The organism is Bacillus sp. AF23 (assembly GCF_020861455.1).
GTDB classification, from domain to species: Bacteria; Bacillota; Bacilli; order Bacillales; family Bacillaceae; genus Bacillus; species Bacillus halotolerans.
The window spans coordinates 420,982-435,632 of the sequence record NZ_JAJHVY010000017.1 but is presented as its reverse complement, the minus strand read 5'-3'; the positions used below and the strand labels follow the sequence as shown (position 1 = coordinate 435,632).

General features: G+C 43.2%; 18 protein-coding genes. 10 read left to right on the top strand and 8 right to left on the bottom strand.

Going from position 1 to position 14,651, the window contains the following annotated elements:
- The first annotated feature begins 70 nt into the window (after positions 1-70).
- From LNN34_RS11175 to LNN34_RS11160, 4 genes are all read left to right on the top strand, one after another.
- Positions 71-1,297 (top strand): metallophosphoesterase family protein, encoded by a 1,227-nt coding sequence (locus tag LNN34_RS11175; protein WP_059293123.1) that lies wholly within the window; start codon positions 71-73, stop codon positions 1,295-1,297.
- Positions 1,298-1,301: 4 nt separating this feature from the next.
- Positions 1,302-4,199: an ATP-binding protein gene (locus tag LNN34_RS11170; protein ID WP_229043382.1), complete on the top strand. Its 2,898-nt coding sequence runs from the start codon at positions 1,302-1,304 to the stop codon at positions 4,197-4,199.
- Between the two features lie 73 nt (positions 4,200-4,272).
- Entirely contained in the window at positions 4,273-5,217 is a 945-nt protein-coding gene (gene yhaM / locus LNN34_RS11165) for a 3'-5' exoribonuclease YhaM (protein ID WP_024120773.1), read from the top strand.
- A gap of 124 nt (positions 5,218-5,341) precedes the next feature.
- Positions 5,342-5,554 (top strand): sporulation YhaL family protein, encoded by a 213-nt coding sequence (locus tag LNN34_RS11160; RefSeq protein WP_044156559.1) that lies wholly within the window; start codon positions 5,342-5,344, stop codon positions 5,552-5,554.
- Between the two features lie 41 nt (positions 5,555-5,595).
- On the opposite strand, the gene LNN34_RS11155 is transcribed toward LNN34_RS11160, so the two are convergent.
- Positions 5,596-6,471, bottom strand: a complete 876-nt coding sequence (locus LNN34_RS11155; protein ID WP_059336389.1) for a peptidylprolyl isomerase — start codon at positions 6,469-6,471, stop codon at positions 5,596-5,598.
- A gap of 159 nt (positions 6,472-6,630) precedes the next feature.
- Here LNN34_RS11155 and yhzE1 point away from each other — a divergent pair, with 159 nt between their 5' ends.
- Together yhzE1 and yhzE2 are read left to right on the top strand one after the other, a co-directional pair.
- Positions 6,631-6,717: a sporulation protein YhzE1 gene (yhzE1, locus tag LNN34_RS11150; protein WP_003327753.1), complete on the top strand. Its 87-nt coding sequence runs from the start codon at positions 6,631-6,633 to the stop codon at positions 6,715-6,717.
- Between the two features lie 125 nt (positions 6,718-6,842).
- Complete coding sequence (gene yhzE2 / locus LNN34_RS11145) at positions 6,843-6,929, top strand: sporulation protein YhzE2 (RefSeq protein WP_003155248.1); 87 nt, start codon at positions 6,843-6,845, stop codon at positions 6,927-6,929.
- 70 nt (positions 6,930-6,999) lie between these two features.
- On the opposite strand, the gene LNN34_RS11140 is transcribed toward yhzE2, so the two are convergent.
- Both LNN34_RS11140 and LNN34_RS11135 read right to left on the bottom strand, forming a co-directional pair.
- On the bottom strand, positions 7,000-7,218 hold the full coding sequence (locus LNN34_RS11140) for a hypothetical protein (protein WP_081638266.1): 219 nt from the start codon (positions 7,216-7,218) through the stop codon (positions 7,000-7,002).
- 71 nt (positions 7,219-7,289) lie between these two features.
- On the bottom strand, positions 7,290-7,808 hold the full coding sequence (locus tag LNN34_RS11135; protein WP_044156556.1) for a DUF3267 domain-containing protein: 519 nt from the start codon (positions 7,806-7,808) through the stop codon (positions 7,290-7,292).
- Between the two features lie 207 nt (positions 7,809-8,015).
- Here LNN34_RS11135 and LNN34_RS11130 point away from each other — a divergent pair, with 207 nt between their 5' ends.
- On the top strand, positions 8,016-8,357 hold the full coding sequence (locus tag LNN34_RS11130; protein ID WP_024120776.1) for a YhaI family protein: 342 nt from the start codon (positions 8,016-8,018) through the stop codon (positions 8,355-8,357).
- On the opposite strand, the gene LNN34_RS11125 is transcribed toward LNN34_RS11130, so the two are convergent.
- Both LNN34_RS11125 and LNN34_RS11120 read right to left on the bottom strand, forming a co-directional pair.
- Entirely contained in the window at positions 8,354-8,965 is a 612-nt protein-coding gene (locus tag LNN34_RS11125; RefSeq protein ID WP_024120777.1) for an HTH-type transcriptional regulator Hpr, read from the bottom strand. The two genes, LNN34_RS11130 and LNN34_RS11125, sit on opposite strands and share 4 nt — an antisense overlap.
- Before the next feature lie 177 nt (positions 8,966-9,142).
- A complete protein-coding gene (locus tag LNN34_RS11120; RefSeq protein ID WP_024120778.1) occupies positions 9,143-9,499 on the bottom strand; it encodes a YtxH domain-containing protein in 357 nt (118 codons plus the stop codon).
- 127 nt (positions 9,500-9,626) lie between these two features.
- Between LNN34_RS11120 and LNN34_RS11115 the strand changes: the two genes are divergently transcribed.
- Positions 9,627-9,818, top strand: a complete 192-nt coding sequence (locus LNN34_RS11115) for a hypothetical protein (RefSeq protein WP_024120779.1) — start codon at positions 9,627-9,629, stop codon at positions 9,816-9,818.
- Positions 9,819-9,891: 73 nt separating this feature from the next.
- Here LNN34_RS11115 and LNN34_RS11110 read toward each other — a convergent pair whose 3' ends face one another.
- The 3 genes from LNN34_RS11110 to LNN34_RS11100 all read right to left on the bottom strand — a co-directional run bounded on the left by LNN34_RS11110 (position 9,892) and on the right by LNN34_RS11100 (position 12,198).
- Positions 9,892-10,410: a tryptophan transporter gene (locus LNN34_RS11110; RefSeq protein ID WP_044156554.1), complete on the bottom strand. Its 519-nt coding sequence runs from the start codon at positions 10,408-10,410 to the stop codon at positions 9,892-9,894.
- 123 nt (positions 10,411-10,533) lie between these two features.
- Positions 10,534-11,613 (bottom strand): 3-phosphoserine/phosphohydroxythreonine transaminase, encoded by a 1,080-nt coding sequence (gene serC, locus LNN34_RS11105; protein ID WP_044156553.1) that lies wholly within the window; start codon positions 11,611-11,613, stop codon positions 10,534-10,536.
- A 147-nt stretch (positions 11,614-11,760) separates the two neighbouring features.
- A complete protein-coding gene (locus LNN34_RS11100) occupies positions 11,761-12,198 on the bottom strand; it encodes an HIT family protein (protein WP_059293119.1) in 438 nt (145 codons plus the stop codon).
- Positions 12,199-12,688: 490 nt separating this feature from the next.
- On the opposite strand from LNN34_RS11100, the gene ecsA reads away from it, so the two are divergent.
- Together ecsA and LNN34_RS11090 are read left to right on the top strand one after the other, a co-directional pair.
- Positions 12,689-13,432, top strand: a complete 744-nt coding sequence (gene ecsA, locus LNN34_RS11095; protein WP_229043380.1) for an ABC transporter ATP-binding protein EcsA — start codon at positions 12,689-12,691, stop codon at positions 13,430-13,432.
- A complete protein-coding gene (locus LNN34_RS11090; protein WP_229043379.1) occupies positions 13,425-14,651 on the top strand; it encodes an ABC transporter permease in 1,227 nt (408 codons plus the stop codon). Before ecsA ends, LNN34_RS11090 begins: the two co-directional genes overlap by 8 nt.

Below are 14,651 nucleotides of genomic sequence, written 5' to 3'. Positions count from 1 at the left end.
TTTTGACAGAACGTGCATTCGTAAGAAATCGGTGCTAAAATAAGGGTACTTCATCCTGGAAAGGAGCAGAATGTTGACTGATCTAACCTTTATTCATGCGGCAGATCTTCATCTCGACAGCCCGTTTTACGGGATATCGCATCTGCCGGAACCCATTTTTGCCCGGATCAAAGAAAGCACGTTTTCAAGCGTGAGACATATCATAGACGCTGCAATCACAGAGAACGTTGATTTCGTTTTGCTGGCGGGGGATTTGTTTGATGAGGCCAATCGAAGTTTAAAGGCGCAGCTCTTTTTGAAAAAACAGTTCGATAGACTTAGAGAGTACGGGATTTCAGTCTATGTGATTTTTGGGAACCATGATCATCTCGGCGGAGAATGGACGCCGATTGAATGGCCGGAGAATGTTCACATGTTTACATCCCCAGTCCCTGAAGAAAAATCGTTTTATAAGGATGGCAGGCGCGCAGCAAGCATTTACGGTTTCAGCTATCAGACCAGAGCTGTGACGGAAAACCAAGCCGCCCGCTACCGGAGATCAACTGACGCGCCCTTTCATATCGGGATGCTCCACGGCACGTTATCAGGATCTGAAGGACACGATCCATATTGCCCGTTTACTCAGGATGATCTTGTGAAAAGCGGGATGGATTATTGGGCGCTTGGCCATATTCACAAACGCCAGGTTCTTTCTGCCGGGAAGCCGGCCGTGATATATCCGGGAAATCCTCAAGCGCGCCATATGAAGGAGACAGGAGATAAAGGCTTTTATCTTGTCCGTGTGGAGCGCGGAGATATTTCCTATGAATTTAAGAAAGCGCATGACGTCCTGTGGGAGAAAGCAGAAGTTGATGTGTCAGCGATAGAGAATATGACCGCGCTCTTTCAAATTGTCGAGGACACGTTTTCAAAGCTGCGGAAAAAAGGGACTCCTGCTTGTGTGAAGCTCGTATTACAGGGGACCGCGCCAGAATGGTTATCGGATGCGCCGAGAGGTTCACTGGACGAGCTCCTTGAAGCCTTTCAGGAGCAAGAGGTGGACGAGGAGAATTTTATATGGCCGCTCTCATTGGAAGATGAGACGGAAAATGAAGCAGAGCTTAAGAGCCTTGATCCTTTTTTCGGCGGTTTATTGGAAGACATTGAACAGACTGATCTTGCAGGTGTGCTTGAAGGACTTGAGCGGCATCCTGTATATAGGAGACACGCAGACCGGTTTAGTCAAGGGGAAATAAAGGAAATAAAAGAGCAGGCACAGGTTTTATTGAAAAGACAGCTTAAGGTGCTTGAGTCATGAGGCGGTGAAAGCTATGCGAATCATATCAATACATATCTACCAATACGGAAAATTTTTAAATCGAACCTTTCACTTTTCCGCCTCGCCTGTCCAATTAATCTACGGATTAAATGAGGCAGGAAAAACGACGATGATGTCATTTATCGAAAGCATGCTGTTTGGTTTTCCGAAATCGAAAAAATATGAACCGAAATCAGGCGGTGTGTATGGCGGTGTTCTTGAGGCTGAGCACCCTGAATACGGCGTGATGAAGATTGAACGGACGAAAGGAACCGCTGAGAAGGTAAGGGTGTACACAGAAACCGGAGAAGTAAAGCAGGAAGATTTTCTGAAGCAGCTGTTCCAGGGTACGGACAGGGCGCTGTACAAAGCCATTTATTCGTTTGACGTATTCGGATTGCAGGAAATTCACGCCTTTAATCGGGACAAGATTGGAGAATTCCTGCTGTTTTCCAGTCTATTTGGCGCTGAAGCCGTATCAAAGCTTGATTCAAGACTGATGAAGGAAAGCGAAAGGCTCTTTAAACCAAACGGCCGAAATCCTCATTTGAATCAGGAGCTGGAAACGCTGAAGCAGCTGGCAGCAAAGCTGAAGCAGGCTGAAGCGGAGGAGGCGGGCTATCAGCAGCTTCTTGAGGAGAAAAGAACGCTCGAGTCCCGTCTTGCTGCTGCTGAAACAGAGATGAAAGAGACTGCGGAACATATTCGAAACATCGACAGAGCCATTGAACTGAAGCCGGTGCTAATCGAAAAAACTTTGCTGGAACAGGCGGTTGGACAATATCCGGAGCATGCGGGGCAATTCCCTGCTGACGGATTACATCGATTAGAAAAGTATGAATCCCATCTTCATCCGAAATCCGCACAGCTGGAGGCGCTTCGGGTAAAGCTTGCAGAGTTGGACAAACAGCTGCAAAAGCTTAACCCGAATGAGGATATATTGGCGAATGAAGCGCTTATTCTAGAGCTATCATCAGCATTTCATATGTACCAATCCTACGGGGAACAGCTTGCCGCCATCCAGGCTCAGCTGCGCCAGTCCTCTTCACAGGCAGCGGCCGGGCTGGAGCAGCTGAATAAAACAGATGAAAATGAACTGCTGAATATGAACACGTCCTATGACTATGAATGGCAGCTCCAGCAGGCGGTGCGGCATTACGTGCAGGCAAGAGACAGAAAAAGACAGCTCGACGAAGCGTTTGAAGCGGCGCGGCGCGAGCTGGAAGACGCTGAAAGGGCAGTTCGTGACGTATCTTTCGCTATACTTGAAAACAGCCAAAGAAAAGAAAAAGAAGCCGCTCTTACAGCATATGATAAAGCACAGGGACAGCATCAAGAGCAGATGAAACTGAGGGAACAGCTGAAGTTCTTCGAAAGGCAGCAGGCGAAACACAAGAAGATCATGATTGCAGCAGGCATTCTCTTCATGGTTCTCTTTCTGCTGCTGGGGCAATGGATTCCAGCCATATGCGTCGGCGCTGCACTCATGCTGTATGCCTTTACAACTGGCAGAAAGCCGCTGTCTTCTGAAGAAGTAAGGGAGAGGAAAGAGCCAGAGACGGATATTTCTCCGCGAGAAGCCGAAGCGATTAGAGAAGCGTTATGGGAGGATGACCGCAATAAACAGCACCTCACATCGTTGCGGGCAGAGCTCCAGCAGAAAGAGGCAGCTTACGAAAGGATCATCCAGCAATTCGAACAATGGGAGGCCGATATGGCTCCCTCCTTCAGCCAAGCTGAGCAATTCATGAATGAACTCGGATTTAAGGAAGACCCTTCCTTCTTGCTGGATGCTTACAATGTAATGAAGGATGTAAAAAAAGAAGTGAAGAAAAAACATGAGCTAACGATCGAAGCCGGGAGACTTCAAAAGCATCGGCGGACATTTGAGGAACGCGTCAGAATGCTGCATCCTGACAAAAACGATTCTCAAACCCCCGTGGCTGATGTCCTTCACGCACTGCGGAAAAATGCAGAACGCGAAAAAGAGATCGAGAAACAAAAAAGAGAAATTGAAACAGATATCCAATATCACGAAGAGCAGGTGCTGGAGCTGGAGCAAGAAATACGGTATTTCCAAGCGCAGATCGAACAATTATTCACTGAGGCGGGTGCAAAAGACAGAAATGAGTTTTTCGCCATAGCCGATATCAGCAAGAAATTGAAGGATATTGACACAAAGCTGTATAACGTAAATGCGCAGCTTCAAGGTGTCAGCTCAGCAGAACTTCATCTGGCGGGCTCCGGCACTCTTTCTGAATTGGAACAAAAACGACTGCAGGAACATGAAAAAAAAGAACGGCTCGATGAGGAGCTGAAACAGCTGCGCGCTCAAATCGCAATGGTTTTGGTCAAACAGGAACAGCTAGAGGCTTCGGGATTGGTCTCAGATCTCAAATTGCAAACCGAAATGCAAAAAGAGCGTGTGAAAGAAGCTGCAAAAAAATGGGCATCGATTCAAATGGTCAGACATGTGATCAGAAACAAAATGGAGCGGCATAAAAAAGTCGGCCTGCCGCGTCTTTTGGAGACGGCTGGAGAATTCTTCCGCCCGCTGACTGACGGCAGCTATCAATCGATTTATTTTTCCGAAACAGATGATTCCATCATGGTCATGAACAGCGCTGGAACGGTATTTCAGGCGGAAGAGCTGTCTCAGGGCACGTGTGAACAGCTGTATACAGCAATTCGTTTCGCTCTGGCCGTTACTCGTCAGGATGGGGCAATGCTGCCATTCCAGCTCGACGACAGCTTTGTACATTTCGATCAGAAACGTCTGAACCGTGTGCTGGAAATGCTTGCTGTTTTATCAGGAGGAGAACGGCAGATTTTCTATTTTACATGCCATGAACATGTAAAAAATGCGTTTCAAAGTGATCAAATCATCCATTTAGTATCATAAATGAGGTTATATAGCTGAAAATCGGTATGTGATATACTGATATTATGTAAGATACGGAGGGAGCTTTAATAGTATGGCTAAAGGGATTATGCTACATGAGGTTGGCGAACAGGTTGACCAATATCTATTGATCAAATCCTTAACAAAAGGGATTGCAAGCAATGGAAAACCGTTTTTAACTCTGATGCTTCAAGACCAGTCAGGTGATATTGAAGCCAAGCTGTGGGATGCCAAGCAAAGTGATGAAGTAACCTATGCGCCGCAGACGATCGTTAAGGTTGTGGGGGATGTCCACCATTACCGCGGACGCACCCAGCTGAAGCTGAGAAATATCAGACCGGTGAGCGAGAATGAAAACGTCAATATTGATGATTTTTTGGAAACTGCGCCGATTCCGAAAAATGAAATGCTGGATACCATCACTCAATATATATTTGAAATGAAAAATCCAAATATCCAGCGGATAACAAGATATTTGGTCAAAAAGCACGAAGCAGAATTTATGGATTACCCGGCGGCTACGAAAAATCATCACGAGTTTGTCTCAGGTTTAGCGTATCACGTCGTCTCTATGCTGAATCTGGCAAAAGCAATTGCTGATTTATATCCGTCTCTTGACCGTGATCTTCTTTATGCAGGAGTTATCCTTCACGATCTCGGAAAAGTGAAAGAGCTGTCCGGGCCCGTTTCCACTTCCTATACAGTAGAAGGCAATCTGCTTGGCCATATTTCCATTATGGTCACAGAGCTGTCCAAAGCGGCTGAGGAGCTTCAAATCGATTCTGAAGAGGTGTTGATTCTTCAGCACTTGATTCTGAGCCATCACGGCAAAGCAGAGTGGGGCAGCCCAAAACCGCCGATGGTAAAAGAAGCGGAAATTTTGCACTATATTGATAATCTGGATGCGAAAATGAATATGATGGACAGAGCGCTGGAGCGCGTGAAGCCGGGTGAGTACACTGAACGTGTATTCGCACTTGAAAACCGTTCCTTTTATAAACCGACTTTTCATCAATAATCAAAAAGGACTGATGCTGACATGTTCAGCTCAGTCCTTTTTTACATGCTTTTCCCGCTCATAACCTGTCTCATTCCTGCATAAGGTTAAAAATAAAGAATCTATGCAAAAGGGGGAGAAGCCCGTGTTGTTTTTTCCATGGTGGGTATATCTTTGTATTGTGGGTATCATTTTCAGTGCATATAAGCTGGTTTCAGCAGCCAAAGAGGAAGATAAGTTAGACCAGTCTTTTATTGAAAAAGAAGGTCAGGTTTATATTGAAAGGATGGAAAAAGAAAAAGAACGCCGCACGTCCCAGCAGCGTGAGGAAGAAAACCAAAATCATTCCATCGCATAAAAAAAGCTGCGCAGCTCAGTGAGCCTGCACAGCTTTTTTTATTATTTAGAACTGTTTGAAGAACCGCTAGTAGAAGCAGAAGTTTTAAATGTATCCTTCAAATCTTTATCTTTCACATCGATGTCAGCTTTTTTCATTACTTTTTGAACGGCTGCCTGCACAGCTGTGTTGTCATTAAGTTTTTGGTCGAGAACATCAGATTTCAGCTCTTTTTTCATATCTTCATATTTTCCGCGTTCTTCAGTCTTTTTGATGATATGGTAGCCAAATTGTGTTTTCACAGGGTCGCTGACTTCGTTTGTTTTCAACTTGAATGCAGCTTTTCTGAATGTGGAATCCAGTTGTTCGTTATCTTTTGAAATCCAGCCAAGTTCGCCACCGTTTTTAGCTGAGCCTGTGTCTGTAGAGTATTCCTTCGCAAGGGCATCAAATTTCTCACCTTTTTTCAGCTTTTTCTCTACTTCCTCAGCTGTCTTTTTGTCAGCGACAAGGATGTGGCTTGCGCGAATTTGGCCTTTTAAGTTTTCCCAGTATTCTTTAATTTCGTCATCTGTAACCTTGATGTTATCTTTAGCTGCTTTTTGTGTAAGTAATTCATATTTAACTTGTTCTTTGAGGTAATCTTTTCCATATTGATCTTCTAACGCAGTATATTGATCGCCGAGCTGTGTTTTGTATTCTTTCATCTTGTTGTCAATTTCTTTATCTGATACTTTGTATTTCTTGTCCAAAACTTTTTCTTGCACCAGCTGAGTGAGGACGCTCGCTCCAGCTTGTTTTTTCATGTTTGTGTAAAGTTCGCCTTTTGTCACATCGCCTGCGTCTGTTTTTGCGATGACTTCTTTGTCGCCGCTGCTGCAAGCACTGAGAGCGAGGATGCTTGTAGCAGTGATAGCTGCTATTGCGATTTTCTTCATTGTTTTCAAACACTCCTAATCATTCCAAATTGAATTGCCTATGCGTATCATAACATATTGTGGCTTTCTGTAAAAAGATTTTAAATAAAGGGCATTCGTCTAGTCAAACTTTCGCTGATGACATACAAATATATTGATCAAGAAAAGGAGGTATGTAACATGAGCGGAGGATATTCAAACGGTTTCGCTTTGCTTGTTGTACTGTTCATTTTGCTTATCATTGTAGGTGCAGCTTACATCTACTAAGCAGCAAAAGGGATCGCTTGTTGAATAAGCGATCCTTTGCTTTCACAAGCGCCTAATCGTTTCATCAATTAACTGCATAAGATGTAATTGGAAAATAAAGCTTTTTACAGGAGGTGCTTTTTAAGATGGGTGAAGTATTTGCAGGCGGTTTCGCTTTATTGGTCGTCTTATTTATCTTGTTGATTATCATCGGCGCTTCTTGGCTTTACTAATCAATGCAAAAAAGCATAGCTGCCGGTTCTAGCGAGACCGGCAGCTATGCTTTCTTTACTTCCTTCATATTTAAACAGTAAAGGATATCTCCACAAATGAAGAGATCAGTAAAATTAATATACATACATTGATAAATCGAAATACCTTATCCTGGCGCTCTTCAGGAATCTCTCTGACAAGGCATAATGTATTGGTGAGCCTGTTTATAAAGTAAACAATAAACAAGGCAGTCACGATAAAATAGAATAAAATGATGGGAGATTCCCCCTCTCTCTGAACTGCTCCCATATTACATTACCAAATATTTATCAAAAAAGATAGAATGTAAACTGAAAAATCGGCACAGCGCCAAGCGTCAGCTACTTTTCGACCAAAATATCAAAGCCGTCTGCTTCCTGATCGATAAAGCATGCTTTCGGTGCTTGCATCAGCTTCAGAGCCAGCAAAAAGTCCGGCAGACAGTAGCCTGCATGAATGCCTGAAATCATGCAGAAGTAATGGGCGTGATTCGGAAACGCCAGCGCGGCGTAAAATAATACAGGTGTTATCAGCATAAAAGGGCTTAACAGTGAAATCAGCATCGTCGTTTTCGGTATTCGTTTCCACGTTCGCATACGCCATATATAAATCTTTTTTTCTATTTTTCTTTTTTTGCAGATGATCGGCAGGACATGGATGACTTTATGTACAAATAAAATAACGACGAGCAAAACGCCGAACAGCGGTACATATTCATCGCTCAAGCTTGTTTTAGGCCGCAACAGCTCAAATGCTAAGAAGTTAGATATAAAAACCATAATCATGAAACACACAGCAATCAATATTATGCGAACGGCACCATAATCTTTCATCAGATTTATGGTTTTCCAGCAATTCATCAAAGTCATCCTTCCGTACATCTTGAATAGAATCTCAAAATAATTTACTCCTCCCAAGAAAAAAAATCAATGCTTTTTTAAGAAAAAATATCTTTCAATAGGTATTTTTTTGAAAGGAGCAAACAATCTATGAAATATGGGGTTAGAACTTTCTTCTCAGTGAATTATCAGCTAAAATAAGATTAAAGATAGAAAGAAGTGGTGTGGATGGATTCGATGGATCATCGCATTGAGCGATTGGAATATTACATACAATTATTAGTGAAAACAGTGGATATGGACAGGTACCCTTTCTATGCGCTGCTGATTGATAAAGGGCTGAGCAGAGAAGAAGGGGAAGAGGTTGTGCGCATATGCGGTGAATTGTCGGAGGAGCTGGCAGCACAAAAAGCGCAAGGATTTGTAACCTTTGATAAGCTCCTTGCGCTTTTTGCCGGACAGCTGAACGAAAAATTAGATGTTCATGAAACGATTTTTGCCCTGTATGAGCAGGGGCTTTATAAAGAACTGATGGAAGTTTTTATAGACATTATCAGACACTTTGATTAACTGTTTACAGGTTCAAGTTCTTCGGCTGATTCATCCGCAGCAGTGTCCGTTGCTTTTTTCTTCAGTTTTCCGTTTACGCTTTCAAAGTCGTTGTCGATATTTGTGAGTGATGTTTCAAAGATTTCCATAAAATCATCGCCGTATATATGGCGGATCATACACATCATTTCTGCCACTTCAGGGAACTTTCCGAATAAATGATACAGAGGCTGTGACCCTTTAAAAACCGCGTTGCGCGTCGGATCAAATTCTTCAAGCAAGCTCCAGAATACCTCAGTTCCTTCCTCAGTCAGCTGAACATATGTGTTTCGTTTATCGTTCAGCCGTTTTGAAAACCTTAAATACCCGCGTTCTTCGAGCTTTTTTGAAAAGTTAAATGCCGTTGATACGTGCATGACCCCGAACTTTGCTATTTCAGAAATGGAAGCTCCATTCAGCTGATAAGCAATCCATAAAATATGGTGCTCATTAATATTCAGGTCATACGGTTTGAGCCATTGCTGCCAATCCTTCTCAATCGATTTCCAAAGAGCCTTGCTAAGCTGAGCCATTTTCTGGGTGAAGACCAGAGCCTCTTTCACATCATAAGGCGGTTCCACTTGATTCATTACGTCACCTGCTTCTCTTTATCTTTTTCTCTATTATGCCAATAAAATAAAGATTAATAAAGATGAAAATGTAAGAATTTTTTAATAAATTCTTGAGCCGTTGCTAGTAAAGGCTTTTGCGAATAAAAAAAGTGCAGGTCATGTTTTGACCCGCACTTTTTTCCTTTGAATAGGATATTAGTTTTGTAAGGTTTTCTCCAGCTGTTTGATTTTTTCCTCAATATCAGCGATTTCTTTTTGAAGATCCTGCTGATGAGGTTTGATCTCTTCCTGCCATTTTTTAATTGAGGTTTGCAGTTCACCGCTCACGTCTTTAATGACATCTGCACTTTCTTTTGCCGCTTTCACTAGCTGGTCCTTTAAAGTTAAGCCGTCTGATTTTAAGCGCTTGATCGTTTCTTCAAAAGAATCGCAATTGGTTTTGATCTTTTCACGCAGCTGTTTACCTGAAGAAGGTGCTGATAGAAGAACTGCAGCACCTCCGATGATGCCGCCCACGAATAGTCCTGTTAATAGAGAACGTCCGTCCGCCATTAAAATCACCCCGTTTTTTTCTTGAAATATGATACATGCAACTTTTTCAATTTTGTTCGAAGAATGAACTTCTATACATAGCTTGCTTTATTTTAGCATATTTTTTAAGTGAAAAGGAGGGAGAAGGTTGTCTGTCTTTATGATTGTGTTATCCTGCATCACCCTTGCCTTTGCAACAGGCGCCATTTACTATATCAGACTTCTCAGCCAGGCTGCTTCTTATCCGCCGAAGAAAGTCATCCGGCAGAAAGCGCTTGTTTGTTCAACCGGAACCGCCTTTACACTATGTCTTATCTTTTTCACAAAACTCCTCGCTTAAAACATGCTGACATGCTGCGGGCTCTTTTTTTAAAAAAACCTCTCCCGGAAGCGGAAGAGGTTTTGTGTCACATTTATTTTGCAGCTTCCATAAAACTTGAGCGTCTTAAAATGGTTTGCACAATGGGATACATCATGATCATGGCAATTGTATTCAATACAGCTGCCGGAAGAACGACTGCGGCGAATAATGCGGCGAAACCGCCAGGCAAACCGACGATAAATAAAGCTGACGTTAAAAATACAGTTCCTGATAAGATGGTGCCGATGACTGTCAGCACTGCGGCTGAAGCTGTTTTCTGGCTCTTTCTGACCAGAAGGAACAGGAAGAAAAACAGAAACGCTGATACAGGTTTGTCAATGATATTCGGAATCTGTCCGGCCGGAAACGCGGTTGTAAGAGCTGAAATGATTCCGGTCACAATCCCGATAACGAGTACATTTTGCACCCGCGGAAACAGAAGGATGCCCATAAACATCATGATCAGCATCATATCTGGTTTCATCCCGCCTAAAAAGGGCGGAATAATGGAATGGAGCGCTGCGCCGATTGCGGCAAACAGAGCCATAATGACTAACTCTTTTGTTTTCATAACTATGCTCTCCTCTGCTAAGCTTTTTGCCCTCCAATAATATGCTCATCATTTATTGCGAAGGCTTAAAGAATTTGTTATGCAAACAGTATACCAAACGAATGGTTTGCACAGCCAGACTTTTTACTCATTTTCCTGCTGGAATTTCTTCATGAACGCAGCTAATTTTTCACAGTCTTCCAGTGACACCGCATTATAAATGGAAGCACGGCAGCCTCCTACTGAACGATGTCCGCCAAGGCCTACCATTTTTCTTTCTTTTGCCTCCTGAACGAACTTTTTCGTTAATTCGTCATCACGGAGCGTAAAGGTAACGTTCATGCGTGAACGGCTGTCCTTTCTGGCATGGCCTTTATAGAAGCCATTGCTTTCGTCAATGCAGCTGTAAAGAACCTGTGCTTTTTGTTCGTTGCGCTGTTCAGCGGCTTCAACTCCGCCGTTTTTCTTCAGCCATTCAAGGACGAGGCTCAGCATATAAATGGCAAATGTAGGCGGAGTGTTGTAAAGAGAATCCGCTTTGACATGTGTTGAATATTTAAGGATTTTCGGAACGTTGTCATTTTCATTTTGCAGCCATGATTTTTTCATTACGACAACAGTAACACCTGAAGGGCCAAGGTTTTTTTGGGCACCGCCGTAAATGACGTCAAATTTGGATACATCGATTTTTCGGCTTAAAATATCGCTGGACATGTCAGCGACGAGCGGAATTGGAGAATTCGGGAATTCCTGCCACTGTGTGCCGAAAATCGTATTGTTAGATGTAATATGTAAATATGCGCCGTCTTTTACATCTGTAAGGTCAACCTCGGGAATGTAGCTGTAATTGTCTGATTCGCTTGTCGCCGTCACAGATGTGTTTCCGAACAGTTTCGCTTCAGCGAGCGCTTTTTCAGACCAAGCGCCTGTCATCACAAAATGAGCGGTTTTTTCAGGTGTTAAAAAGTTCATCGGAAGCATTGAGAATTGAAGGCTTGCCCCGCCTTGAAGAAACAGAATGTCATAGTCTTCCGGGATGCCCATCAGTTCAATCAGCAAGCTTTTCGCTTTTTGATGCACCGCTTCATATTCTTTACTGCGGTGGGAAAGCTCCATAACGGACATGCCGGATTCATTAAAATCAATAAATTCTTTCTGTGCTGTTTGCAGAACTTCTAATGGCAGCGCTGCAGGACCTGCGTTAAAATTCGTTGTACGTTCCATCATGATCTCTCCCTGTTTTCCACGTTAATGTAATAAATAATACAATTATCCTATCACAAAAATTCAGTATTTTTGATAAAAAATTAGAATTATTAAAAGAAAATGACGAATATTTGCGAATTGTTCACAAATAAAAAAACCTCATCTTTATGATGAGGCCAGGCGTTGGGCAATGGATGAAGAAATGTCTTGGAGATCTTCCGGTTTGTAATCATCCGCATGTGTTTTCCACACTGCTCCGAATCCGTCTCCTTTTCCGTAGCGCGGGATAATATGCATATGGTAATGGAAAACAGATTGTCCTGCTTTTTCGCCGTTGTTGTTTAACGTATTTAAGCCGATCGGTTCAAATTCATCCCTTATGGCGCGGGCAATTTTCGGAACGGCGTGAAAATATTGTTTCGCTAATTCGTCTGTAAATTCGTAAACATTTTCAATATGGGTTTTCGGGATAACGAGGGTGTGGCCTTTCGTCACTTGGCTGATATCGAGAAATGCCAGCACATGTTCATCTTCATAAACCTTTGCTGACGGGATTTCGCCGGCGATAATTTTACAAAAGATACAATTCTCTGCACTATGCATGAGGGTTCCTCCTTATGAAATTGTTTTTTTATGTATAAACTCATCGTACCACAGAAATGAAGAAAATAGAAAACAGGATGAACGGCGGAGCGTTCACCCTGAATGCAGAGGAATCAGCTTTATAAAGAAAATGTGATATGCCTTTGGTAAGCACCTCATTTGTCAATAAAATGAAGACTTGTTTAATGCTTAACGATTCCTGCGATAAACACCTCATTTGATAGTCAGCTTCAGAAATGAAGATTCATCAATTCAGTGAATGCAAAAAGGTTTGAGCATAGGACATGTTTATTTTCTATCCAACTGTGCCTAAGACGTCTTTGACAAACACCTCATTTTTCAGTTGATATGCTTTTTCCTCTACAACGATTATATTGTCCAGAAACCTGTCTCTTTATGACAGCAAATTCATCATTTGTTAAAAGGGAATTGTTTCAAATCAGGCTTTGTTTTTGGTACTATGAAGAAAAACAATATAAGGGGAGAAACTATGTCTCTGCTATCGGTAAAAGACTTAACCGGCGGTTATACGAGAAATCCGGTTTTGAAAAACGTGTCATTCACCCTTGAGCCGAACCAAATTGTCGGTTTAATCGGTTTAAATGGTGCAGGTAAAAGTACAACAATCAGACATATCATCGGGCTGATGGACCCGCATAAAGGATCTATTGAGTTAAACGGGAAAACCTTTGCTGAGGATCGGGAAGGCTATCGGTCCCAATTCACTTATATTCCTGAGACACCCGTTTTATATGAAGAACTGACGCTGATGGAACACCTTGAATTGACGGCGATGGCATATGGCCTTTCAAAAGAAACCATGGAAAAAAGATTGTCGCCGCTGTTAAAGGAATTCCGAATGGAAAAGAGGCTGAAGTGGTTCCCGGCGCATTTTTCTAAAGGGATGAAGCAGAAGGTTATGATCATGTGTGCGTTTTTGGCAGAGCCTGCGCTCTACATCATTGATGAGCCGTTTCTGGGACTTGATCCGCTGGCAATCAATGCTCTGCTTGAGCGGATGAATGAAGCGAAGAAAAGCGGGGCGAGCGTGCTGATGTCAACGCACATCCTGGCAACGGCGGAGCGCTATTGTGATTCGTTTATCATTTTACATAACGGCGAAGTGCGGGCGCGCGGCACGCTGTCCGAGCTCAGAGAGCAGTTTGGAATGAAGGACGCGGCGCTGGATGATTTGTATCTAGAGCTCACAAAGGAAGACGCTGGCCATGAATAACATGCTGGATATTTGGCAGTCACGGCTGCAGGAGCATATTAAAGAAACAAGAATGTACATGAAATATATGCTCAACGATCACCTCGTTATCGTTTTGATCTTTTTTATCGCAGGTGCGGCGAGCTGGTACAGCAAATGGATACGGGACATTCCCGCTCACTTTCCGTCCTTTTGGGTGATGGCCGTTCTGTTTTCACTCGTTCTGACTGGATCTTATGTGCGGACGCTTTTAAAGGAGGCTGACCTTGTCTTCTTATTGCCGCTTGAGGCTAAGATGGAGCCGTATTTGAGACAGGCGTTTGTTTACAGCTATGTGTCCCAGCTGTTTCCGCTGATTGCATTGAGCCTCGTAGCGATGCCGCTTTATTTCGCTGTCACGCCGGGAGCATCGCTCGTGTCGTACGCGGCGGTATTTGTACAGCTTCTGCTGCTGAAAGCGTGGAATCAGGCCTTGGAATGGCGTATGACGTTTCAAAATGACAGAAGCATGAAACAGATGGATCTTGTCATTCGTTTTGCCGCTAATACACTCGTTCTGTATTTTGTTTTTCAGTCGGTTTATGTGTATGCGCTTGTGATCTATATCATTATGGCGGCTCTTTATCTTTATGTGTCTTCCGCTGCAAAAGGAAAAACATTTAAATGGGAAAGCCATATAGAACACGAATTGAGACGCAAGCAGCGTTTTTACCGGATTGCCAACCTGTTTACAGATGTGCCGCATTTAAAGAAACAAGCGAAACGGAGAGCGTATCTCGACTTTTTGCTGCGGTTTGTGCCGTTTGAACAGCGTAAAACGTTTGCCTATATGTTTGCCCGCGCGTTTTTGCGTTCAAGTGATTATCTGGGCATTCAAGTCAGATTAACCGTTATTTTCGCGCTGATTATGATGTATGCATCTGCAAGCCCGATCATCGCAGGGATTTTGACTGTGTTTACCGTATTTATCACAGGCATTCAGCTTCTGCCGCTGTTTGGCCACTTTGACCATCTGGCGCTTCAAGAGCTATATCCTGTCAAAAAGGAAGCGAAGCTGAAAAGCTATTTCTCTCTATTAAAAACTGCGCTTAGCGTGCAGGCTCTGCTCATGGCAGCGGCCTCTGCGTATGCTGCGGGCGCTGCAGGTTTTCTGTACGCGCTGATCGGCTCTGTTGTCTTGATCTTTGTCGTTCTGCCGTCTTACATGACCGCCAGATTAAAAAAACACGGAAAGCTGTGA